Genomic DNA, 22,552 nt, shown 5'->3' on the forward strand with positions numbered 1-22,552 from the left:
TAATCATTCAACCATCTAGAATATTATATCATAATAACCACTATCCACTAATTATGCAAAATTTTCCAAAATAAAAAAACCTCACATTTGTAGGTTTTTATATATCTTATAAAATCTTTAATAATAGCTGAACCAAGTGGTCGACAACTGCAAAGAAAACTGCAAATAAAATTGTAACTCCTAAAACAGTTGAAGTATCTTCCCTTGTTTGTTTAGCATTAGGCCAAACAACAATTTTCATTTCTTGAATAACGCTCTTAAAAAAATTAATTAATCGCATAAGACCCTCCTACTAGCGTGTCTCTCGATGCAAAGTATGCTTTCCACAGTGCTTACAAAATTTTTTTACTTCTAGGCGTTCAGATCGTTTTGAATTGTCATCCGTGATGTAATTCCGTGATCCACAAACTGAACATGCTAGTACTAACTTATTTTTTGACATAGGAATACCCCCACGTAATCATTTAAATATTAGCATGTTCAACCTTGGTAGTCAAACATCACTAAATCAACGTTCATTCCATTTGGTTAAACTTACGCTTACAACGTTCAAAAGCATTTATTACTTTTTCTTCCGAACAATTATACTTATTAGCAATCTTACTTATGGAGGATGATTTTACCATTTCACCAAAAACCCTAGATTCAAATTTAGAAAGCTTACTAAAGATTGCACTTAGCTTTTCAATTTGAAAAATTAATTTTTCAGGACAAAATGAATTCGTATCAACAAGCGTATCAGAATAAAAACCCTCAGATGCTTCAAATGAACTCACTAAATTATCAGGAAATCTTTTTTGGGCATTCTTACGCCGAATTAAATCAAAAAAGCGGTTTTTTAATGCTTGGCGGTAATAACTACCAAAGCTAATCCCTCTGTCACAATCATATTTATCTACGATTCGGACTAAAACGATCATTGATTCTTGATACCAATCCTCAATTTCCATTCCCTTGATAAAATATTGCCGCCACATTTTATTAACGATTGGTTTATATTTATTAAATAACTTTCTAATTGATTGCTCGTTCCCACTTTGAATCGATTTAATTAAATCAATTTCACTAATAATTTGGTTTTTATGAATGGGTTTTTTAGATTTTATAACATGCGTAGTAGTAGTATTCGCAATTCGATTTTGTTCGATCGTGTTCATTATGGATCACCCCCTTTTAAACAAATTTAGCAAAAGGGTATCATAACAACAAGCGAACATTTATTCTTAAAACATGTACCAATTATTAAATATTAATTAATTAATAAAAATTAAATTAATTTATTGATCTGAAAGACGGTCTCGTAAATGCGCTAACTTACTTAACTGTTGATCTGAAAAAGGTGAATTACGTCCACTGCCTATGTTTTTATAACTATGCACATGGCGCGTAATTTCCTTTTTAGCACGCGTAACATCCCGCAATAAATCTCGGGAAGTCAATCGCAATGCGCCAGCTGAAAAAACAGTCCATTGTTCAGCTTGATCACTGGTAACTACTATTACTTGGATAAAACGCGATTGCTTCTTACGAGCTAACGCTTCGATGTAACTATCAGCAGTTTCATCCTTACCAGTCCAAACAATATCAAGATTATAATGTTTATCTTTTTTAGCCAACCCAGGAACATACATCGCATCAAAAATTATTACCATATTAATTTTACGGTATTTTTGATATTCCGATAAAATCCGTAGTAATTCGTCACGTGCTTCTGGTAAGCGATTATCCAATTTTAGTTCATTTAACTTTGGCCAACTACCAATTACATTATAAGCATCGACCAACAATAGCTGCTCTTTCATAATTAATCAACTCCATTATTTTAAGATAATGGATTTCTGGAGTTAAAACATTGATACATTAATAGTCCGGCAGCCACACTTGCATTTAAACTTTGTAATTCTCCGACCATTGGGATTGTTAACATTTCATCAACTTGCTTCTTTAGAAGCGGTGAAATTCCCTTGCCCTCATTTCCAATTACCAAAGCAACCGCACCATTTCCATTCCATTTCCGGTAATCAGTTCCATTAACATCGGTTCCAAAAATCCAAACATTACGATCTTTTAATTCATTTACGGTTTGTACCAAATTTGTAACCCGAGCAACTGGAACCCGTTCAATCGCGCCAGCAGAAGTCTTAGCAACAGTTGAAGTTAAACCGACTGCACGATGCTTTGGAATAATGATTCCAGAAACACCAGCAGCATCAGCGGTTCTCATAATGGAACCTAAGTTATGTGGATCCTCAATACTATCCAAAATTACGAAAAATGGAGCAGTCCCCTTTTTTTCAGCATTTTCAAAAATTTCATCGATCGTTGCGTATTTATATGATGCAATCGCCAAAATGACACCTTGGTGATTTTGATGATCTGAAAGTAAATCTAACTTTGCTTTTGGAACCATCGAAATAATTAAATGACGACCCTTTGCTAATTTAATTATTTCACTAACCACTGCATCGCTTTTTTTAATTCCATCTTGCAAAAACACTTTATTAATTTCCTGCTTACTTCTTAAAGCCGCAACTGCAGGATGGCGGCCAATCACAAAATCGTCATTACTTTTCATGAATCGTTCTCCCATTATCAACTTGTTTTATACACCAATCAGCTAAGAAATTGAGCCGATCTAATTCTTCACTTAACGATAGGTAGCCCATTAACGCCTCAAATCCAGTTGAAATGCGATAAGTTACAACACTGGTGTTTTTAGCATGGGTATAACTCTTTGCATTTCTTCCCCGTTTAAAGACCGCCCATTCCGCTTCAGAAAGAATCCCATCTTCTTGCATTAGAGCAATCAAAGCTGCTTGCGCTTTCGCTGAAACGTACTTAGTAGCCACTTTTTGTAACCGATTTGGCTTCGTGATCCCAAGTGTAAGGAGGTGCTTACGGATGTATACCTCATAAACTGAATCGCCTAAATAAGCTAAAACAATCCCGTTAAGCTGTTGATAATCAACATTATTCTCTGTCATTATGATTCCCTTCTGAAACGAGTTCCTTGTGCTGTATCTTCAAGCACGATTCCCTGTGCCTTTAGCTCTGATCTGATCTGATCACTACGTTCAAAATTACGATCATCACGCGCTTGATTCCGTTCTTGAATTAAGGCTTCAATTTTTTGATCATCTAATTGATCAACCGTAAACTCAATCCCAAAAATACTAGCTAGTTGCTTTAAACGTTGTAAGATCAACTTGATAGTATCCTTGAACACCAATGGGCGTTCGGAATAAACATTCCCTAACTTAGCTAATTCATAGACTTTATCAATTCCATTTTGCACATTAAAGTCATCATCCATGACATCTTGAAAATCTGCTTGGATCTGTCTAATTTCTTGATCGACCTTTGGATCATTATAATCATCAGCATCCTTAAGCCGATAGCTTAAATTACTATAAGCAGTTTTGATTTTCTTTAAATTAGCAGCCGCTGTTTGCAAGTTAGTAGGATTATAATTAATTGGTCTACGATATTGAGTCGTCGACATCAAAAAACGGACTGCTTGTGGATCAGTGGTTTTAATTAAGTCATGGACCGTCACAAAGTTACCTAGGGACTTACTCATCTTTTCATTGTCTTCACCAACGGTCACGAATCCATTATGCATCCAGTAGTTAACGAATGTTTGCCCAGTTCTAGCTTGGCTTTGGGCACGTTCATTTTCATGATGAGGAAATTCTAGGTCGATGCCTCCACCATGAATATCGATTGTATCGCCGAGATACTTGGTAGCCATTACTGAACATTCAATATGCCAGCCGGGACGACCCTTCCCCCATGGGGAATCCCAAGCAATCTCATCGCCCTTTTGCTTCTTCCAAAGTGCAAAATCAATTGGATCTTCTTTTTGGGCTGTTTCCTCATCACTAACGTGTTTACTAGCACCAGCCTCTAAGTCATCGATACTTTCATGCGCTAATTGACCATAGGTCGCAAACTTACGGGCCCGATAATAAACATTTCCATCAACGACGTAAGCATATCCCTTATCAACTAAATCACTAACGAATTGAATAATTTCTGGAATGTTTTCTGTAGCACGCGGATGCTTGGTTGCCTTTTGGACATTTAAAGCCCGCGTATCTTCCATAAATGCAGCAATATATCTATCTGCCAGCTCGGGAACTGTAATCCCCTCTTGCTTAGCCGCATTAATCATCTTATCGTCAACGTCAGTAAAATTAGAAACATAATTAACTTGATATCCGCAGTATTCTAAGTAACGGCGAATGGTATCAAAAGCAACGACACTTCTCGCATTGCCAATGTGGATGTAATTGTAGACGGTAGGTCCACAGACGTACATATTCACTACTCCTGGATGAATTGGTTCAAAGTTTTCTTTTTCTTGAGTTAACGTATTGTAAATTTTTAGCACATCCTACACCCCAATCTCAAAATTATTAATAAGTGTTTTCATTTTAGCATAAACTAATCATCAATTTAAAATAAAAAAGGGTTCCTTTACGATAAATTATCGTACGGGAATCCTTTTTAAATTAATCAATTTGCTTTAATGTTTGTTCAATGTGTTCAAGGGCCTTATCGCGACCAATTAATTCAATTGATTCTGGCAATTCAGGACCAGTCATTTCATGGGTTACCGCGATTCTAATTGGCATCCAAAGTTTACGCCCCTTAATCTTGGTATCTTTTTGAACCGCCTTAATCGTTCTTAGAATTTCAATCTTATCAAAGATTTGTAATTCCTTTGCCCGCTTAGCAAATTCCTTTAGAACTACAGGTGCAGTATCGTTACTGATTTCTTCAAGTGCATCGCCAGTTACTTGATCTGGTTCATGGAAGAAAACATCAGCCATTTCATTAATTTGCGCCATGTAACTCATTTGTTGTTTGTAAACGTTGATCAGCTTCCGTGCCCATTCAACTGTCTTGGCATCTGGATTAGCTGGAATATTACCCTTATCGATCAATTGACGAAGCGCAAGATCCATCACAACGTCTTCATCACTAGATTTAACGTATTGATTATTGATCCATTCCAACTTTTTGTTATCGAACTTAGCGGGTGACTTACTCAATCGCTTATAATCATACATCTTAATGAATTCACGTTCTGAGAAGATTTCATCTTCACCAACTGGTGACCAACCAAGTAAGGTAATGAAATTGAACATTGCTTCTGGGAGGTATCCTAAGTCGCGATATTGTTCAATGAATTGAATAATCGATTCATCACGTTTACTTAACTTCTTCCCTGAATCAGCGCTGGTGATCAAACTCATGTGCCCAAACTTAGGAGCATCCCAACCAAATGCATCGTAGATCATCAATTGCTTTGGTGTATTGGATACGTGGTCATCACCTCTAAAGACGTGGCTGATTTCCATTAAATGATCATCAACAACTACGGCGAAGTTATAAGTAGGCATCCCGTCACGCTTGGCAATAACGAAGTCCCCACCAACACTATCGGAATTAAATGATAAATGACCCTTTACCATATCATCCCATTCATAGTCATGGTTCTTTGGAACTCGGAACCGAATCACTGGCTTTAAGCCCTTGGCTTTTGCATCAGCAATTGCTTGGTTCTTTTCTTCTTCGGTCATGCCTTCAAATTCATATTCATAATGGGGCATTACACCACGGGCCTTTTGTTCTTCTCGGTCAGCGGTAAGCTCTTCTTCAGTCCGATATGATTCATAAGCCTTCCCTTCATCCAATAATTTTTGAATGAGTGGTTCATAAATATCACGGCGTTCTGATTGACGGTATGGTCCAAAATCACCTGGTTTATCTGGACCTTCATCCCAATCCAAACCTAACCACTTTAAGTTATCTAATTGGCTGATTTCACCATCAGCCACGTTTCTTTTCGTATCAGTATCTTCAATTCTGATAATAAATTTACCCTTATTATGACGGGCAAAAAGATAATTGAAAATTGCAGTTCTTGCGTTTCCAATGTGTAAATGTCCAGTAGGACTTGGTGCGTATCTAACTCGAATCGAATTCTTAGCCAATTCTATTCCCCTCTTTTACTAAAATCGTTATTAATTATAACATACTCATATTTTTTTGCCCTAGGATTAACTTATTTTCTAAGCGCAATTGAAAGGGCCTCTCTAAGGGTTGAAACACCAATGACTTTAATTCCAGTCGGTGGTGTCCAACCATTCAAATTATTTTTAGGAACTAATACCCGTTCAAAGCCCAGCTTTTGAGCTTCTGCAACCCGTTGTTCAATTCTTGTGACCCGACGAATTTCTCCGGTCAATCCAATTTCTCCGATATAACATTCTGACGGAAGCGTTCCTTGATCCTTATAGCTAGAAGCAATGCTGACTGCCATTGCTAAATCAATTGCCGGCTCGTTCAACTTCACCCCACCAGCAGCTTTCAAATAAGCATCTTGGTTCTGTAACATTAGGCCCGCACGTTTTTCTAAAACTGCCATGATCAAGGAAACGCGGTTGCGATCCAGCCCAGATGCCGTCCGCTGAGCGTTTCCAAAAATCGATGGTGTGATCAAAGCCTGAATTTCAACTAGGATCGGCCGTGTTCCCTCCATTGAGACAACGATTGCCGATCCCGTTGCATCCTTAAGTCGTTCTTCTAGGAAAATTTCTGAAGGGTTCCGAACTTCTTTTAAGCCCCCCTCACGCATTTCAAAAACACCTAGCTCGTTCGTTGAACCAAACCGATTTTTAACGGCCCTTAGTAGTCGATAAGAATGGTGCATATCGCCTTCAAAGTAAAGGACCGTATCAACCATGTGTTCCAAAGTCTTAGGACCTGCTAATGCGCCACCCTTAGTAACATGACCAACTACGAAGATGGTAATCCCCTTTGACTTAGCAATGTTCATTAAATCAGAGGTAATCCCTCTAACCTGCGCAACGGAGCCAATCGCAGACTGGATTGCAGGCTCTTCGACAGTCTGAACTGAATCAATTACGACTGCATCTGGTTGTAACTCCTCAATGGCATGTCTAATTGAATCCATGTCAGTCTCTGGGTAAATATATAACTGATCACTAGCAACCGCTAAGCGATCAGCGCGCAACTTAATTTGATTAGCACTTTCTTCACCTGAAACATAAAGCATCTTGTGTCCAGAATTGCTTAACTCCCCTGATATTTGCAACAAGAGTGTTGATTTACCAATTCCTGGATCGCCACCAATTAATATTAATGAGCCAGGCACCACACCTCCTCCTAAGACGCGATTAAATTCCTCTGAATCCGTCTTTACTCGCATCTCAGTACGAGATTTAATTTCACCGACTAATTCAGGCCTAGTTGAGCTTCCATCAAAGTCAGTTCGACTAGGCGAAATTTTTTTGGCACTCCCGGTGCTTGCGTTTTGCGGTTTAACGATTTCTTCAACCAGTGTATTCCATTTGCCGCAATTGGGGCATCGGCCTAAGAAACGTGGTGAAATATATCCACAATTATCACAAACATACTGGGTTTTTACCTTTGCCAAGTGACCACCCCTTCCTACTTACCAGAAGAACCAAAACCACCAGTTCTTTGCTGGGCTTGACTAGCATCATCATTGTCCGCCACCAAGTAAGGCATAAAAATGCCTTGAGCAATTCTTTCACCCTTTTTAATTTTGCGATCAGTAAGCCCAAAGTTAATCATTTGAACGAAAATTTCGCCTTCATTATTGGGATTGTCATAATAATCAGCGTCAATTACACCAATTCCGTTCGGCAAATACATTCCCCGCTTAAGCGGATTACTAGAACGGTTCGCAATAATTAGGACCTCATCATTTTGCATATAAGCCTTAATACCAGTAGGTACTAACAGGGGTTTTAAAATTTGTTGAGCATCCTTTAAATCATCAGTAGCCACCTTTTTACGATGCTTGATGGCCCACAAAATCCGTAAAAAGTTCAGTTTCCAAATCGATGGTAGAACAAAATCCTCCGCACTAGCAAAATCATACCCAGCTGCCTGCTGAGTAGCTCGAAATGGAAGGGTTAATCCACTATCCTTATATTTTGAAACGATCTCAAATCCACGATTCATTTTTTCACGTCCTTAATTTAATTAATAGTCAAATTATACTATTATCCATTCTTTAAATCAGTATTCAAAAGATGATTTACGAAAAAAGTAGATAAATTAATTAGATTTTGCTAAAATTTTTTTATTAATAACGATAAATATTAAATCTTGAATTGCTTATTGCAACAAATTTTGAGACAATTACCATTAGCGAATAAATATGTTGGATTTTAATCGGATGATTAAATAGTTACTAAGTTCTCATTCCGCAGTACACTTATTAATTTCTAGAGGGGCATACAAGATGAGCCAAGACGATTTAAAAAAAATAGTTGGGATTGAATCCGTAAAGTACATTGAAGATGGGATGACCGTTGGATTAGGTACTGGTTCAACGGTTAAATACCTAGTTGAAGCATTAGGGGAACGGGTCAAAAATGAACACTTAAATATCATTGGAGTCCCAACTTCGAACCGAACTGCCAAGCGTGCAACCCAATTGGGAATCACGGTTAAGGATATTGACCAAGTTGACCATATTGATTTAACAATTGATGGAGCAGATCAAATTGATGCAAACTACCAGGGAATCAAGGGGGGCGGCATTGCCCACCTAAGAGAAAAAATCGTTGCAATTAATTCCAAGAAGAACATTTGGATCGTTGATGAATCGAAGTTAACTAAACAATTAGGTTCATTTCCCCTACCAGTCGAAGTTATCCCATATGGTAGTCAACAACTATTTAAAAAGTTTAAAAAGCGCGGCTACAATCCAAAATTTAGAATGGATGGTGAAAGATTCATTCTGACCCATTCCAAAAACTACATCATTGACCTTGGATTAGGTAAAATTGGTGATCCCCATAAACTCGCCAAAAATCTAAAGGATATGACTGGCGTCGTTGAACATGGACTATTTTTAGACATAGTTAATACAATTATCGTTGGCCATCCAGATGGTCCAGAAACAATTCAAGCTAGATAATCTGTAAAAATTAGCAAAACTCAGTGGGTTTTGCTTTTTATTTAGGCTTTTTTTGTTTACAATATGGTTATTGTTCTATTAATTAAGGAGTGAATTCAATGAGTAAGAGTATCAATTTTGATGATATCAAGAATTATCAGTCTGACGTAGATAAGCGCAAAGACGCTAAGATTTTAGAGCGCGCCGTTTCTCACCAAGGAGTCGCTAAAGTTAGTGCTAACTACAGTTCAGAAATCGCTAACAAACCTGTGTTTTCCATTGAATTAGAAACTGGTGACGTTGCGAACCAACAACGCAGTGGTCGTTGTTGGACATTTGCAGCCTTGAACACTTTACGCCACAAAGTTGCAAATGAATTTAACCTCAAGGGTAACTTTGAATTATCACAAAACTACATTAACTTCTGGGATAAGTTTGAAAAGTCAAACTTCTTCTTGGAAAATATCATTAACACTGCCGATAAAAAGCGGACATCTAGAAAAGTTTCATTTCTCCTTGCTACCCCCCAACAAGACGGTGGACAATGGGATATGCTCTGTGCATTAGTTGAAAAGTACGGTGTCGTTCCTCAATCAGCAATGTCAGAAACTTTCAATAGTAATAACTCTGCTGATTTAAACAGCGTTTTAAACTTGAAGCTTAGACGCGATGCAATGATCTTGAGAAACCTAGTTAATGATGGTGAATCAAAAGAAAAAATCGCTGCTAAAAAGGACAAGATGCTCAATGAAATCTATCGAGTCCTTGTTTATGCGTTGGGTGAACCAGCTAAAAAGTTTGACTTTGAATACCGTGATAAAAATAATAACTATCACATTGAAAAGGGTCTTACTCCTAAGACGTTCTACAAGAAATACATCCAATTAGATTTGGAAGATTACGTTTCAATCATTAATTCGCCTACTGACGATAAGCCTTACAAGAAGACTTACACAATTGAATTATTAGGAAACGTTGTTGGTGGTCGTCAAGTTAAGCATTTAAACCTTTCAATCGATGACTTTGAAAAATTAGCAATCAAGCAGCTAAAAAATGGCGAAACAGTTTGGTTCGGTAGTGATGTTGGTCAAGATTCTGATCGGCAAAAGGGAATCATGGACGACAAACTTTACTCCAGAAATGAACTATTTGACATTAACCTTGATTTAACCAAGGCAGAACAATTAGACTACGGTGAAAGTGTAATGGATCATGCCATGGTTATCACTGGAGTAGACATCGTTGATGGTAAACCAACTAAGTGGAAAGTTGAAAATAGTTGGGGTAAAAAAGTTGGAACTGATGGTTACTTCGTAATGAGTGAATCATGGTTCAGAAAGTACGTTTACCAAGTTGTTATCAACAAAAAATACTTCTCAGATGAATTAAAGAAAGCCCAAGCACAAGACCCAATCGTCTTAGATCCATGGGATCCAATGGGTACCTTAGCTAAATTCTAATTTCAAAATAAAAAGCTGATCCTTAGGGATCAGCTTTTTATTTACAATGTTTTTTTATCAACAATTTTTAATTGACGGTCTAATTCATATTGAATTGGTTTCCCGTTCGGTACCTCGACTCTATCGATTTGTCCATCACTAATGCGTTCTAGATACTTAATCATGGCGCGTAAAGTACTACCGTGAGCAATAACCAATTGATTATGACCATCTAACAGGCGTGGAGCAATGGCATCCTCCCAGTATGGCATAATCCGTTCGTAAGCCATTTTTAAACTTTCCCCTAGGGGTTCCAATACCCCAATTCGTTCATAGCGGTAGTCATGGTCACGTTCTTTCAACAACGGCGGCACCGAATCGAAACTACGCCGCCATTGATTAAACTGTTGCTCCCCCACTCGTTGCTTAACAACTTGTTTATTTTGACCCCGTAGCGCTCCATAATGGCGTTCGTTCAAGCGCCATGATTTATGCTCATCAATAAAGGCCTGCTCAATTTCATCTAAAACGATGTTAGTGGTATCGATTGCTCGAATTAAAAAGGAAGTGTGAACATCATCAAATTGAATTCCAGTTGCCTTAATTTTCTGCCCTGCTAAATGAGCCTGTGCAATTCCGACATCAGTCAATGAAACATCATTCCAACCAGTAAAGATATTATTAGCATTTGCTAAACTTTCTCCATGCCGCATTAACGTTAAAAACAATCGTTATCCCACACTTTCTAATTTGATCACTCAATAGCATCCTTCATTTCGGAGCTATCGGTCTTAGTGCGATTACCAATGAAGGTAATGACTGAACTAATTAAAATTACAATAATTCCAATAATTGTATTAATCGAGAGGGTTTCATGTAAAATCAATAGTGCCAAAATAGGGGCTAACCCTGGCTTTATAAAGAATACGAGCGATGCCATTGAGACCCCGCCGCGATCCATGGCCAAGAAGTAAAATGCAAAGCCCCCACCTGTCACGCAGACACAAATAAAGAATAAAATCCAAAAATAATGAACACTAACGTTTTGTAAAATCGGTGTATCAGCAAAGGATTTCATCCAATTAACCGTTCTCATTGAATTAGCAACTGCTGGAACTTTAGAAATCAATACTAATCCAAACAACTCGATCGAACCAGCAATAAATGTATAACAGGTCATCGTTATTCCATCAAAGCCACTAACTACGGATGACCACCGTGATACGATGCTATAAAGGCCAAACGTAACTGCAGAACCAATCGCTAGTGAAATCCCCAGCGGATTAGTTAACTTAGTTGGATTAACGATTATTAATAACCCTGCTATTGATAATAGCATTGAAATTAAATTCAAGCGACCAATTCGCTCTTTTAAAATAATAAACGCAAATAGCAATGAAAAAACGGGATTAACGCTAAACAATACCGCAACCGTTGCGGCTTCATCATATTCAATCGCCATTTGATATAGCGTCATACTAACAATCACACATAAAAAGCCACTCAATGCAAACACTAGCAGGTCTTTTTTGGTAAATTGCTGGTTCGCTTTTTTACTGTGCCGCAAAGCAATTGGTAATAGGACCAAGCCACCCACGAAGAATCGAATTAAATTAAGTTGAATCGGTGAAAAAGCACCTTGGACACTCTTTAAAGCAATTTCCATCGAACTGAACATAAAGGTTGAAATTAAAACATATAAAAGCGTTTTTCGCAAAACAATTTCGCTTCCTTATCTGATTAAAATTTTTGAACCAACGTCATTAAGATTGGAATTACGATTAAACTAAGTAACGTAGTTTCAGTTACCATTAACGATGCGTATTCATCATCCGCATTATATAGTTTGGATACAACTGGTGCATTCGTCATCACGGGCATTGCAGATTGCAAAATAAAAACTTGTTTCATTAATACTGGCATGTTCGTAAACGTTACCAATAATGTCATCAAAAGCGGTGCCATCATGAACCGTCCCAATAGAATGCCCCAGTTAAGACGATCGAACTTCACAGCCTTTAAGCTCACCTTAGAAACAGCAATCCCTATAAATAACATCGAAAGCGGGGTTGTTAACCCACCAATATAGTCACAGCTTTGGAGGACTGGTTCTAAAATTGGGTGTAATAACTCCATTTTGGGAATGTCCAAGAGGACCATGATAACGGCAACGATAAACCCTAACAGTGGTGGTGAAAAAACTTTTTGTAGGGTTTGTTTTAAATTAAACTTGCTATCGGCATCACCATCCCGTTGGATCAAATAAACGCCCAGCGTCCAAAAGAACGTGGTATTTGCCATATAATAAACCAACACATATGGTAAACTGCGATTCCCAAATAATGCTATGTTGACTGGCAAGCCCACAAAAACAGTATTAGAATTAAAAAACATGGATTCGAACAATCCACGATGGTACTTAGCGATCCTAAGCGCCCTGGCAACCGCCACTGAGATCCCGAATAAAATCAACATGGAAATAACGGGGAAGCGAAGGTCAGGCAATGTATGTAAAAGCGTCTGTGCGGTAAATTTACTAGTGATCGTGCTAATCATATAGGCAGGTAAAGCAACTTGGGTAACGATTTTTGCGATCAGTTTCGAAGATTTCTCATCGAACCACTGTCGTTTAGCCAAGAAGAAGCCTAATAGGATCATTAATAAAATCACTACAATTCCAGAAATACTCTTCTCAAAAACTATCAAATAGCATCACATCCTAACTCAAAAATTATTGTAACAGTTTGCATTATAGCATAAAAATAAGTCTGCTTTAACGCTTCAATTTTTTCAAATATTAAATATTAAATTGGTGTTAAATATCACTAAGTAAAGTTGTGATTTGATTCAATTTTTTTTATAATGCAAACATATTGTTTAAAAATCGAATTCAAGACTATAAATGATGGGGTAATTAAAATATGAATAATTCAAACGAAAATAATGGTTATCAACGACGCGAAAATCGAACCCATTTTAAAAAACGTAGTCATAAAAAGCTATGGACGTTCCTGATTATCTTACTAATCATCGTAACGGCTGGATTGATTTACTTATATATGGCTTATAATAGTGCACAAAAAACCTTCAATAAAACATTTGAAGCTGGTGATACTCATAAATTAAGGGATGTATCATCAGTGATCAGTAAGGATAAGCCATTTTCAATCTTACTATTAGGAACTGATACAGGGGCATTGGGTCGTGATGACATGGGAAGAACTGATACCATGATGGTAGTCACGATTAATCCCAAAAAAGAGAATATTTCAATCACTAGTATTCCACGGGATACTAAGGTAACTGTACCTGGTGATTCGCAACCATATGAAAAAATTAATGCTGCGTATACGATTGGTGGGCCATCGACTGCCGTTCAAACGGTTCAAAACTTGTTGAACATCCCAATTGATTTTTACGCAATCATTAACATGGGTGGACTCGAAAAAATGGTTGATGCCGTCGGTGGCGTGGAAGTCGATCCGCCACTTACGTTTAAGTACGGTAATGCAAACGTGGTCAAGGGGCAAAAGGTAACTTTAAACGGTAAACAAGCACTTGATTACTCAAGAATGCGCCATGAAGATCCAACCGGTGATTACGGTCGACAAGCACGCCAAAGAGAAGTACTTCAAAAACTAGTCCTTAAGGCAATGAAGATTTCTTCACTACCACGTTACAAAGAAATCCTCGAATCACTAAATGGTAATTTAAAGACTGATATTACTTTTAATGACATGGTTTCGATGCGGGCTCGTTATGGTGATGCAACGCACCATATTAAGTCAGATACCCTGCAAGGTGAAGACGCCACTATCGATGGGATTGACTATCAAGTCGCACCAGAATCAGAATTACTAAGGGTTTCTAACTACATTCGCAAGAATCTAAACCTCAGTTCACTATCAAGTATCTCAGCAACACAAAGTGCTACTGATGATAACGGGAGCGGAATTGATAGCACCACTGACGGAACTAGTACTGACGGAACTGGTACTGGCGCTACTACCAATTCATCAACTGGATATTAAACAAAAAAATACCAATCTGGGTAATGCCCAGATTGGTATTTTTAGTTTCAATTATTATTTGGTAATTTCATCCATGTTTAAGCCCAATGCATCAGCGACACGTTTTCCATATTCATGATCTGCATTGTAAAATTGACGCGTTTCCAAAACCTTATTTTCATGGCTCTTCACAGTCCCGAGAGTTCCCTTAATCGTCTCAATTAAGCGGTCTCGTTCCTCTGGGCTCATAACACGGTATAAGGCACCAGCGTCAGAATAATAGTCGACATCGTAGGTCTTATAACTACCTGCATCCCCCTCAACGCTAAATGGCTTAATATTAGCGTGAGGATCTTCAACAGGGCCACCTTCACCATTTGGTTCGTAGTTAACGGCATTCCCCTGATCATGAGCCATAAAACCATCCCGTTCATAGTTCTTAGGGGTACCGTTCTTCGGACGATTAATTGGTAGCTGTTCATAGTTAGCACCTAATCGATATCTTTCAGCATCTTTATATGCAAACAAGCGTCCTTGAAGTAACTTGTCTGGGGATGCTTCAATTCCTGGAACTAGATTAGCTGGTGAAAAAGCGGCTTCTTCGACGTCATCAAAATAATTAGTTGGATTTTCATCCAATGTAAATTCACCGACTTCTTGGAGTGGATAGTCTGCATGACTAACGACCTTGGTCACATCAAAAATGTCCTTCTTATAATTCAAACCATCTTCATAAGGAATAATTTGCACCATCACTTTCCACTTTGGGAAGTTTTTATCTGCAATTGCATCATATAGATCATGAAGCAAGAAATCAGTATCCTTTGAAGCGGTCTTAGCAGCCGTTTCGTTCGACATGTTCTTTACGCCTTGTTCACTCATAAAGTGATATTTAACCCAGAACACCTCACCCTTGGCGTTGACCCATTTATAAGTATGACTTCCATACCCATTCATTTCACGATAACTAGCAGGATTACCACGGTCACCCATTAAATAGGTCACTTGATGAACTGATTCTGGAGAATGGGACCAAAAATCCCATTGCATATCTTGACTTCTTAAGTGAGTATCTGGTTCACGCTTTTGCGAATGAATAAAATCTGGGAACTTAAGTGGATCATTAACGAAAAAGACAGGGGTATTATTACCAACGATATCGTAATTACCGTCATTAGTGTAGAACTTCAATGCGAATCCACGAACATCGCGTTCTGTATCTGGATATCCTGATTCACCAGCAACTTGGGAAAATCTGATGATCATTGGTGTCTTTTTACCAGGTTCGCCATTAAAAATATCAGCCTTAGTATATTTACTCATATCATGAGTTAGCTTAAAGAACCCCTTTGCACCAGCTCCCTTAGCATGAACGACTCGTTCTGGAATTCTTTCACGATTAAAGTGTGCTAGTTTTTCTAGTAATTGGTAGTCTTGCATTAAAACAGGGCCACGATTTCCAGCTGTTTGTGAATGATTATTGTCAGCCCATGGTTGACCTTCAGCTGTTTTGATCTTATCTGTCATGTGAACCACTCCTTTTAATAAATACAATATTTTTACAGAATAATGGTAACATGGTGTCACTTTATTGACAAACAAAACGGCGCACAAAAAAAGCTGAAACGCATTTCTGCATTTCAGCATCTTATTTATGCGGCCAAGAGGACTCGAACCTCCACCGAGAAAATTCCCGACAAGATCCTTAATCTTGCGCGTCTGCCAATTCCGCCATGGCCGCATGTGAAAATCAACATATATAAATATATCAAATATTCACAAAATAAGCAACTCTTTTTTTATTATTCACCACGAACAGTAGCGCCATCACGGTCGAGATCCATTACCCGCACTTTTCCTGCTAATCGGTCATCTGCACGGAGTTGATCACGCAACTTGATCAATAAGTCTCTTTGCCCCAGCGATACGATCACTGGACCCGTACCGCTAATAAAGGTTCCATAAATCCCTAAATTATGAGCGGCCGTACGAATTAAATCTAAATTGTCTTGATCGCGTTTCAAATTTTCTTCTCCAAAATATTCTCCCTCAATCAAAGAAGATGCAACGGCCCAATTATCAGTAATTAAAGCTGCTACTAATAAGTTAGCATCGTTACTGGCTGCTAATGCAGACTGGGCATTAATTTGCTTAGGTAGCTCGATTTTGCCTACTTTACCACGTGGCATAACAAACATTAACGCTGAAACGGCGGGCATTTTAGCTTTAATTGCAGTTAATTGACCATCTTTTTCATTTGAAATTGTTAAATCACCTAAAAAACCGGCAGCAACATTTTCAGAATGCTCTTCAATTTCACTTCCAATTTGCATCTGTTCGTCGATTGAAAGATTTAAATTTCCCAAAGCATTGGCAATTTTTATCCCTACGATTACTGCAGTAGTACTAGATCCCAAACCATGTTCAACTGGGATATCAGACATTACCGTTAATTGATGGGGATGAATTTTAGGATCTAACCGTAAAATTGTTTGAACGATTAAATTATTTTCATCATGCGGAATGTTTTCACCGAGCGCATGGTTAACACGCCAATGGTCAGTTTCTTCTTCTACGATTACTGTATAGTAAAGGTGTAATGCTAACCCTAATGAATCGATACCAGGACCTAAATTAGAAACAGTCGCTGGAACTCGAATAATGATCTTTCCCAATGAATATCGCTCCTTTATCTTCTTTGTGAAATTAATTTTAACCTACCACGACATTTCCCGCAAACAAACTTGCTCGTGTTAATTAACCGTTCGCGATTATATTTTCGATGACATTTTTCACACTCAAATGTATATCTGGGTTGATCAATGCGTGGAGCAAACCGTAGCCCACCCACCGCAGCTAAAAGCTGTTGAAATTCTTTTGTACGATGTTGACCACTATAACCTGCTAAATGGAGATGGTAGTGGCATAATTCATGCTTAATAACCCCAATTAGCGTTTCTTTAGAAAAAGCCGTTAACATCTTCGGATTAATATCAATATTGTGACTTTTTAAATAATAACGTCCGCCCGTGGTTTTTAAACGATTGTTAAAATAAATCCGATGATTAAACGGTCGGGCAAAATACCGTTGTGAAATTTTTTCACATAGCGCTTGTAATTCCTGATTGGACAATAATAAAATCTCCTCTACCCCTTAATACTTTAAAATACGTGATTATATTACTATCCGATTAATAAAAAAACGGGTTGCCCCGTTTTTAATCATTAACCTACTAAAATTTTTTGAGTATATTTAATTACGCGTGCAACACTATCGCTTTGGGCATCTTCTGAATCTTTAAAGGCCCCTTTATCAATAGTATTTTCATCAACATTAATACTATCAACCATCTCTTGGCATGCATCAGCATAATCTGAATAAGCACCCACTAACAACTTATGCTTACCAAGAACCCTTGCTGGAACGCCTAGCACTTTTAACTTGCGAAGGGTTTCCTTATAGAAAGTAGTCCCATTTTGAAATTTTTCTTTCGTCTCTGCCAAGTTAATATCAGATAAATCATCCTTATCCAATGCCTTTTTTAATGGTTCATAAAACTTAGCCAGCTTTTCACCAGTTTTATCCGTTTCAGTAATTAATTGTGAAACAGTTGGTGCATAGTTACTCATTTTTGCGCCCTTCATATTTGTTAACTCCTTTTTATTTCCAGAATGTGGAATAGATATTTACAGGTAATTCCCGTTTATGTTCAGTCTTAATATACCAGTTTTCAATGGTTTGCGCAGCTTTTTCATCAACATCCTTACCCTCTAAATAAGCATCGATGTCAGAATAACGAACCCCTAAAGCTGCTTCATCAGGTAATGCAGGACGATTATCCTCTAAATCAGCAGTTGGGACTTTATCATAGAGGTGTTTAGGCGCATTTAAAACGGCTAGTAGCATTTTCCCCTGCCGCTTATCTAAACGCCACAATGGAGTTATATCGGCTGCTCCATCACCAAATTTAGTATAAAAACCAGTAACTGCTTCTGCAGCATGATCCGTTCCAACTACGGCTCCAGAACATTCACCTGCAATTGCATACTGAGCGATCATCCGTTCACGTGCCTTGATGTTCCCCTTATTAAAATCATTAATAGTAGGGCCATCTTCTTCAACCGCATTAACTGCAGCATCCACCATTGGCTTAATATTAACTCGAATTGTCTTATCAGCATCCATATACTTAATTGCTTCCATAGCATCAGCTTCATCTGCTTGTTTACCATACGGCAACCGCACCGCGATAAACTGGTAGTCATTATTACCAGTTTCTTCACGTAATTCACTGATTGCCATTTGAGATAACTTACCAGCTAGTGTTGAATCTTGTCCTCCAGAAATACCGAGAACCAATGTTTTCAAAAAAGAATTCTTTTTCAAATAATCTTTCAAGAATTCGACACTATTTCTGATTTCTTGATGTGGATCAATCTCAGGCTTCACCTTCAAAGCAGCAATGATTTTCTTTTGTAAAGGTCTCATAAAGCTCCCCCTAATCTTAATAATTTAACTTTTGAACGTATCCATGAACCTGTTCGATCAACTTCATCTTATTATCCCAACAATTCTTAGATAGATCCACCGGATAATCCTGTGGGTTTAACTGCCGTTTGTATTCTGGCCACAGCGAAGCAAGCGATTCATTCGCATGGGCTTGGATATCGACTAATTCTGGAACCTCATAAACCTGTTCACCCTTATCAATTATTGTCTTTAAGAGTGGAGTAGCTTCAAAGTCAGTCAACGTCTTACTAATGTAAGTAAACTGCGGATGGAACATGTACAGACTATCTTGACTGTTAGGGTCTTCATCACTCAACGCAACGTAATCGCCTTCTGATTTTCCATCTGACTTCTTATTGATCCGCCAAACTTGTTTCTTCCCAGGAGTAGAGACCTTAGCAGCGTTATTAGATATTTTAATGGTATCACGCATTGTCCCATCGTCATTCTCCACTGAAACCATCTTATAGACAGCTCCCAAGGCTGGTTGATCATATGCGGTAATTAGCTTGGTCCCAACACCCCAGATGTCGATCTTAGCATCTTGCATTTTTAAACTAGTGATGGTGTTTTCATCTAAGTCATTTGAAGCAATGATCTTAGTGTCCTTAAAACCAGCTGCATCTAACATCTCCCGAATCCGTTTAGAAAGGTATGCCATATCGCCAGAATCAATCCGCACCCCTGCGAAGTTGATGCGGTCACCCATTTCCTTAGCAACCTTAATCGCATTAGGAACACCACTTTTCAAAGTATCATAAGTATCAACTAAAAAGACACAGTTCTTATGGGTTTCAGCATAGGCTTTGAAAGCATCGTAATCATGACCAAATGTTTCTACCAATGAATGAGCATGGGTACCACTAATTGGGATTCCAAATGACTTTCCAGCTAAAACATTAGAAGTAGAATTAAAGCCACCAATGAACGCAGCTCTAGTCCCCCAGAGGGCGGCAGCAGTTTCTTGTGCTCTTCTAGAACCAAATTCCATTAATGGATCGGATCCGACCGCTTGGCGAATCCGAGAGGCCTTTGTAGCGATCAACGTTTGATAGTTTACAATGTTTAAAATTGCAGTTTCAACTAATTGACACTCTGCTAAAGTTCCCTCTACCTGCATGATAGGTTCATTATTAAATACTAAATCTCCCTCTTGAGCAGAACGAATCGTCCCCGTAAACTTAAAGTTACGTAGAAATTCTAAAAATGCGGGGGTATATTCCCCATTTTCCTTTAAGTATTGAATGTCATCATCGGTAAAGTGAAGATTATTAACATAATTAATTACATGCTCTAATCCAGCAAATACGGCGTATCCATTTTCAAATGGCATCTTTCTGAAGAATACTTCGAACACCGCGTGGCGACTTTCCATTTTCTTTGAAAAATAAGTTTGCATCATATTGATTTCGTAATCATCAGTATGGAGCGTTAAATTCGTATAGTCTCTAAGTGACATTTCCTATTTACACCTCAAAATAATCTTTGATAAACTTGATAGTTCAATTATAATTAATATTATACATTGAAAGGATGTTTTTATTGAACGACAAGTTAAAAAAAACCACAATTTTAAATATTTCATATATTAATACTAACTTTACCCATTTTTTACAAATTATTCAAGCAAGAGTTCAGCAACGTGAAAATACATTCATTGCAACCGTCAATCCAGAAATTGCTTACTATGCATATCAAAACCATGATTACCAAAACCTTTTAAAGCATGCTGATTTTATTACTCCAGATGGTATTGGAATTATTAAAGCATCTGAAATTATTAATCAACCCATTCAAGAAAGAATTACTGGGTTTGATATATTTAAAGCAATGCTAGAATGGGGAAATCAAAATCATAAATCAGCTTATTTCGTGGGGGCAAAACCTAAGGTTATTGAAGATTTAAAAAGTGTTTTGCATAAAAAGTATCCCAATTTAATAGTCAGTGGGATTCGTGATGGTTATTTCCAGGAGAACGAATCTGTAGCAAAGGAAATAAAACGACAACAACCTGACATGGTTTTTTTAGCCCTTGGATCACCGAAACAAGAGAAGTTCATTAATCAGTATCGTCATTTAAATAACGGGCTTTGGATTGGCTTAGGCGGCAGTTTTGATGTTTTATCTGGTAATAATAAAAGAGCCCCAAAGTTTTGGATTAACCACCACTTAGAGTGGCTATATCGTTTACTTAAAGAACCAAAAAGGCTTCCCCGAGTTATGGTCATTCCGAAATACCTCAAGTTAGTTCGAAAATCAAAATAAAGTCGTAGTTGGATATAATCCAGCTACGACTTTATTTTTCGAGATAAAATTCAAACCGCTTTCCAACGTATTGAGTACGAACATATTCAAATGGAGTCCCATTTTGTAAATATGTGATTTGTCTAAGTCTTAAAATTGAATCCCCTTTTTTAATATCTAGATAGGTAGCAATTTTTTCTGAAGCTAACATTGCGGAAACCGTTTGGTGCGCCTTTCTAGGAATTAAATCCTTTTTCTCTTCCAACGCTCGATAAAGTGAACTAGTAACATCTGATTTACTAAGTCCATCAACAATGTTTTCAGGAACCGTTGCAACCTCAAAACAAATTGGAATTCCATCACCATAACGAATCCGTTCCATTCTAAGAACTTTATCGTTTTGACCAATTTTTAATTTTTCCATTTCACTTAATGATGGTGCCATCACATGATAAGAAATGGTCTTGCTATCAGGTTTTTTACCCTGTGAAACCATGATATCTGTAAAACTGGTTACCCCAGACATCTTCTCTTGCACCTTAGAATTAGCAACAAAAGTTCCTGAGCCCACATGTTGCTCTAAAATACCCTCATCTACTAAAGTTTGAATTGCTTGTCTTAAGGTCATTCTGCTAACTTGAAAATGATTAGCTAGTTCCCTTTCTGAAGGAATTCGATCACCAATTAGCCATTCTTTATCTTCAATTTTACGCTTGATTACATTATGGATTTGAATATAAATAGGTGAACTCAAATTAAAAATCCCTCCATTTGATTCTGATAGTTTCATTATATAGCATCTTTGATCAAATTTAATTCTTTTAAACTAAAAACATTTACACAATAAACAAAAAAACCGTTATATCAACGTATTTAAACATTAATAATAACGATTGTTTATTAAGATTGGGCTAGCTGGGTTCGAACCAGCGCATCACGGGATCAAAACCCGTTGCCTTACCACTTGGCTATAGCCCAATATTATGGAGGGGAGTGGATTCGAACCACCGAACCCGAAGGAGCGGATTTACAGTCCGCCGCGTTTAGCCAGACTTCGCTACCCCTCCGAAATGTAGAAGTATCGTATCAAACGACAATTAATATAATACCTAAATATAGCACAATAGTCAATAGTAAATTAACATTTTATTGTAATTACTCAACTAATTAGCTATATTTATGCCGGCTGCAGGACTTGAACCTGTGACCCTCGGTTTACGATACCGATGCTCTACCAACTGAGCTAAGCCGGCATATAATATAACACAAAAGTGCTAACATAAGTTAGCACTCTATCTAGTTATGACTCCGGCAGGCGGGCTCGAACCGTCGACAACCTGATTAACAGTCAGGTGCTCTACCAACTGAGCTATGCCGGAATAAT

Annotated in this window: 24 protein-coding genes and 5 tRNA genes; 4 read left to right on the forward strand and 25 right to left on the reverse strand. The window is 37.8% G+C overall.

Annotation, left to right across the window (positions count from 1 at the left end; all coding sequences use genetic code 11):
* Positions 1 to 106 precede the first annotated feature (106 nt).
* The 10 genes from secE to ACSVI6_RS06690 form a co-directional block, all read right to left on the reverse strand.
* Entirely contained in the window at positions 107 to 280 is a 174-nt protein-coding gene (gene secE / locus ACSVI6_RS06645; RefSeq protein WP_491716665.1) for a preprotein translocase subunit SecE, read from the reverse strand.
* Between the two features lie 12 nt (positions 281 to 292).
* On the reverse strand, positions 293 to 442 hold the full coding sequence (gene rpmG / locus ACSVI6_RS06650; protein ID WP_491716666.1) for a 50S ribosomal protein L33: 150 nt from the start codon (positions 440 to 442) through the stop codon (positions 293 to 295).
* A gap of 73 nt (positions 443 to 515) precedes the next feature.
* Positions 516 to 1,157 carry a sigma-70 family RNA polymerase sigma factor gene (locus tag ACSVI6_RS06655; protein WP_491719731.1) on the reverse strand — a complete coding sequence of 214 codons (642 nt, stop codon included), beginning with the start codon at positions 1,155 to 1,157 and terminating at the stop codon, positions 516 to 518.
* A 120-nt stretch (positions 1,158 to 1,277) separates the two neighbouring features.
* Positions 1,278 to 1,802: an NYN domain-containing protein gene (locus ACSVI6_RS06660; protein ID WP_491716668.1), complete on the reverse strand. Its 525-nt coding sequence runs from the start codon at positions 1,800 to 1,802 to the stop codon at positions 1,278 to 1,280.
* A gap of 20 nt (positions 1,803 to 1,822) precedes the next feature.
* Complete coding sequence (gene rlmB, locus ACSVI6_RS06665) at positions 1,823 to 2,575, reverse strand: 23S rRNA (guanosine(2251)-2'-O)-methyltransferase RlmB (protein ID WP_491716669.1); 753 nt, start codon at positions 2,573 to 2,575, stop codon at positions 1,823 to 1,825.
* Positions 2,565 to 2,984: a Mini-ribonuclease 3 gene (locus tag ACSVI6_RS06670; RefSeq protein WP_491720680.1), complete on the reverse strand. Its 420-nt coding sequence runs from the start codon at positions 2,982 to 2,984 to the stop codon at positions 2,565 to 2,567. The genes rlmB and ACSVI6_RS06670 overlap by 11 nt, the downstream gene beginning before the upstream one ends.
* A complete protein-coding gene (gene cysS, locus ACSVI6_RS06675; protein WP_491720681.1) occupies positions 2,984 to 4,393 on the reverse strand; it encodes a cysteine--tRNA ligase in 1,410 nt (469 codons plus the stop codon). The genes ACSVI6_RS06670 and cysS overlap by 1 nt, the downstream gene beginning before the upstream one ends.
* Positions 4,394 to 4,514: 121 nt before the next feature.
* Positions 4,515 to 6,002: a glutamate--tRNA ligase gene (gene gltX / locus ACSVI6_RS06680; RefSeq protein ID WP_491716672.1), complete on the reverse strand. Its 1,488-nt coding sequence runs from the start codon at positions 6,000 to 6,002 to the stop codon at positions 4,515 to 4,517.
* A gap of 71 nt (positions 6,003 to 6,073) precedes the next feature.
* Positions 6,074 to 7,468 carry a DNA repair protein RadA gene (radA, locus tag ACSVI6_RS06685; protein WP_491719733.1) on the reverse strand — a complete coding sequence of 465 codons (1,395 nt, stop codon included), beginning with the start codon at positions 7,466 to 7,468 and terminating at the stop codon, positions 6,074 to 6,076.
* 14 nt (positions 7,469 to 7,482) lie between these two features.
* Positions 7,483 to 8,022 carry a dCTP deaminase/dUTPase family protein gene (locus ACSVI6_RS06690; RefSeq protein WP_491716674.1) on the reverse strand — a complete coding sequence of 180 codons (540 nt, stop codon included), beginning with the start codon at positions 8,020 to 8,022 and terminating at the stop codon, positions 7,483 to 7,485.
* A 283-nt stretch (positions 8,023 to 8,305) separates the two neighbouring features.
* Between ACSVI6_RS06690 and rpiA the strand changes: the two genes are divergently transcribed.
* Together rpiA and ACSVI6_RS06700 are read left to right on the forward strand one after the other, a co-directional pair.
* Entirely contained in the window at positions 8,306 to 8,986 is a 681-nt protein-coding gene (rpiA, locus tag ACSVI6_RS06695; RefSeq protein ID WP_491716675.1) for a ribose-5-phosphate isomerase RpiA, read from the forward strand.
* Positions 8,987 to 9,084: 98 nt separating this feature from the next.
* Positions 9,085 to 10,425, forward strand: a complete 1,341-nt coding sequence (locus ACSVI6_RS06700; protein ID WP_491716676.1) for a C1 family peptidase — start codon at positions 9,085 to 9,087, stop codon at positions 10,423 to 10,425.
* 41 nt (positions 10,426 to 10,466) lie between these two features.
* Here ACSVI6_RS06700 and ACSVI6_RS06705 read toward each other — a convergent pair whose 3' ends face one another.
* Genes ACSVI6_RS06705 through ACSVI6_RS06715 form a run of 3 tightly spaced genes read right to left on the reverse strand, consistent with a single transcriptional unit; the run spans position 10,467 to position 13,110 of the window.
* Complete coding sequence (locus ACSVI6_RS06705; RefSeq protein ID WP_491716677.1) at positions 10,467 to 11,117, reverse strand: 2,3-bisphosphoglycerate-dependent phosphoglycerate mutase; 651 nt, start codon at positions 11,115 to 11,117, stop codon at positions 10,467 to 10,469.
* A 41-nt stretch (positions 11,118 to 11,158) separates the two neighbouring features.
* Complete coding sequence (locus ACSVI6_RS06710) at positions 11,159 to 12,121, reverse strand: DMT family transporter (RefSeq protein ID WP_491719736.1); 963 nt, start codon at positions 12,119 to 12,121, stop codon at positions 11,159 to 11,161.
* 23 nt (positions 12,122 to 12,144) lie between these two features.
* Positions 12,145 to 13,110, reverse strand: a complete 966-nt coding sequence (locus tag ACSVI6_RS06715) for an AEC family transporter (RefSeq protein ID WP_491719737.1) — start codon at positions 13,108 to 13,110, stop codon at positions 12,145 to 12,147.
* A gap of 215 nt (positions 13,111 to 13,325) precedes the next feature.
* Between ACSVI6_RS06715 and ACSVI6_RS06720 the strand changes: the two genes are divergently transcribed.
* The gene (locus ACSVI6_RS06720) at positions 13,326 to 14,435 is read left to right on the forward strand and encodes an LCP family protein (protein WP_491720682.1); all 1,110 of its coding nucleotides are present in this window, start codon (positions 13,326 to 13,328) and stop codon (positions 14,433 to 14,435) included.
* 54 nt (positions 14,436 to 14,489) lie between these two features.
* Here the strand turns inward: ACSVI6_RS06720 and ACSVI6_RS06725 are convergent, their stop codons facing one another.
* From ACSVI6_RS06725 to ACSVI6_RS06755, 7 genes are all read right to left on the reverse strand, one after another.
* Entirely contained in the window at positions 14,490 to 15,941 is a 1,452-nt protein-coding gene (locus ACSVI6_RS06725; RefSeq protein ID WP_491716681.1) for a catalase, read from the reverse strand.
* Positions 15,942 to 16,069: 128 nt separating this feature from the next.
* Positions 16,070 to 16,155 (reverse strand) — tRNA-Leu (locus ACSVI6_RS06730).
* Between the two features lie 61 nt (positions 16,156 to 16,216).
* Complete coding sequence (locus tag ACSVI6_RS06735; protein ID WP_491719739.1) at positions 16,217 to 17,089, reverse strand: homoserine kinase; 873 nt, start codon at positions 17,087 to 17,089, stop codon at positions 16,217 to 16,219.
* A 14-nt stretch (positions 17,090 to 17,103) separates the two neighbouring features.
* Entirely contained in the window at positions 17,104 to 17,547 is a 444-nt protein-coding gene (locus tag ACSVI6_RS06740) for a SprT family protein (protein ID WP_491720683.1), read from the reverse strand.
* Positions 17,548 to 17,639: 92 nt separating this feature from the next.
* Positions 17,640 to 18,059 carry a hypothetical protein gene (locus ACSVI6_RS06745; RefSeq protein ID WP_491716684.1) on the reverse strand — a complete coding sequence of 140 codons (420 nt, stop codon included), beginning with the start codon at positions 18,057 to 18,059 and terminating at the stop codon, positions 17,640 to 17,642.
* 16 nt (positions 18,060 to 18,075) lie between these two features.
* Entirely contained in the window at positions 18,076 to 18,903 is an 828-nt protein-coding gene (gene nadE / locus ACSVI6_RS06750; protein ID WP_491720684.1) for an NAD(+) synthase, read from the reverse strand.
* A 16-nt stretch (positions 18,904 to 18,919) separates the two neighbouring features.
* On the reverse strand, positions 18,920 to 20,383 hold the full coding sequence (locus tag ACSVI6_RS06755; protein ID WP_491716686.1) for a nicotinate phosphoribosyltransferase: 1,464 nt from the start codon (positions 20,381 to 20,383) through the stop codon (positions 18,920 to 18,922).
* A gap of 74 nt (positions 20,384 to 20,457) precedes the next feature.
* On the opposite strand from ACSVI6_RS06755, the gene ACSVI6_RS06760 reads away from it, so the two are divergent.
* Positions 20,458 to 21,189 carry a WecB/TagA/CpsF family glycosyltransferase gene (locus tag ACSVI6_RS06760; protein WP_491720685.1) on the forward strand — a complete coding sequence of 244 codons (732 nt, stop codon included), beginning with the start codon at positions 20,458 to 20,460 and terminating at the stop codon, positions 21,187 to 21,189.
* Between the two features lie 31 nt (positions 21,190 to 21,220).
* Here the strand turns inward: ACSVI6_RS06760 and ACSVI6_RS06765 are convergent, their stop codons facing one another.
* From ACSVI6_RS06765 to ACSVI6_RS06785, 5 genes are all read right to left on the reverse strand, one after another.
* On the reverse strand, positions 21,221 to 21,922 hold the full coding sequence (locus ACSVI6_RS06765) for a GntR family transcriptional regulator (RefSeq protein ID WP_491717311.1): 702 nt from the start codon (positions 21,920 to 21,922) through the stop codon (positions 21,221 to 21,223).
* A 152-nt stretch (positions 21,923 to 22,074) separates the two neighbouring features.
* Positions 22,075 to 22,146, reverse strand: a tRNA-Gln gene (locus ACSVI6_RS06770).
* 6 nt (positions 22,147 to 22,152) lie between these two features.
* A tRNA-Tyr gene (locus ACSVI6_RS06775) sits at positions 22,153 to 22,235 on the reverse strand.
* 113 nt (positions 22,236 to 22,348) lie between these two features.
* A tRNA-Thr gene (locus ACSVI6_RS06780) sits at positions 22,349 to 22,421 on the reverse strand.
* Positions 22,422 to 22,474: 53 nt separating this feature from the next.
* Positions 22,475 to 22,547 (reverse strand) — tRNA-Asn (locus ACSVI6_RS06785).
* Positions 22,548 to 22,552 lie beyond the last annotated feature (5 nt).

The sequence above is a fragment of the Nicoliella sp. ESL1106 genome, assembly GCF_058509965.1.

Bases quoted from the DNA above. Each gene is read 5' to 3' on its own strand.
- secE (WP_491716665.1), bottom strand. From the start codon at position 280: ATGCGATTAATTAATTTTTTTAAGAGCGTTATTCAAGAAATGAAAATT.
- rpmG (WP_491716666.1), bottom strand. From the start codon at position 442: ATGTCAAAAAATAAGTTAGTACTAGCATGTTCAGTTTGTGGATCACGG.
- ACSVI6_RS06655 (WP_491719731.1), bottom strand. From the start codon at position 1,157: ATGAACACGATCGAACAAAATCGAATTGCGAATACTACTACTACGCAT.
- ACSVI6_RS06660 (WP_491716668.1), bottom strand. From the start codon at position 1,802: ATGAAAGAGCAGCTATTGTTGGTCGATGCTTATAATGTAATTGGTAGT.
- rlmB (WP_491716669.1), bottom strand. From the start codon at position 2,575: ATGAAAAGTAATGACGATTTTGTGATTGGCCGCCATCCTGCAGTTGCG.
- ACSVI6_RS06670 (WP_491720680.1), bottom strand. From the start codon at position 2,984: ATGACAGAGAATAATGTTGATTATCAACAGCTTAACGGGATTGTTTTA.
- ACSVI6_RS06690 (WP_491716674.1), bottom strand. From the start codon at position 8,022: ATGAATCGTGGATTTGAGATCGTTTCAAAATATAAGGATAGTGGATTA.
- rpiA (WP_491716675.1), top strand. From the start codon at position 8,306: ATGAGCCAAGACGATTTAAAAAAAATAGTTGGGATTGAATCCGTAAAG.
- ACSVI6_RS06700 (WP_491716676.1), top strand. From the start codon at position 9,085: ATGAGTAAGAGTATCAATTTTGATGATATCAAGAATTATCAGTCTGAC.
- ACSVI6_RS06705 (WP_491716677.1), bottom strand. From the start codon at position 11,117: ATGCGGCATGGAGAAAGTTTAGCAAATGCTAATAATATCTTTACTGGT.
- ACSVI6_RS06720 (WP_491720682.1), top strand. From the start codon at position 13,326: ATGAATAATTCAAACGAAAATAATGGTTATCAACGACGCGAAAATCGA.
- ACSVI6_RS06725 (WP_491716681.1), bottom strand. From the start codon at position 15,941: ATGACAGATAAGATCAAAACAGCTGAAGGTCAACCATGGGCTGACAAT.
- ACSVI6_RS06745 (WP_491716684.1), bottom strand. From the start codon at position 18,059: ATGAAGGGCGCAAAAATGAGTAACTATGCACCAACTGTTTCACAATTA.
- nadE (WP_491720684.1), bottom strand. From the start codon at position 18,903: ATGAGACCTTTACAAAAGAAAATCATTGCTGCTTTGAAGGTGAAGCCT.
- ACSVI6_RS06755 (WP_491716686.1), bottom strand. From the start codon at position 20,383: ATGTCACTTAGAGACTATACGAATTTAACGCTCCATACTGATGATTAC.
- ACSVI6_RS06760 (WP_491720685.1), top strand. From the start codon at position 20,458: ATGTTTTTATTGAACGACAAGTTAAAAAAAACCACAATTTTAAATATT.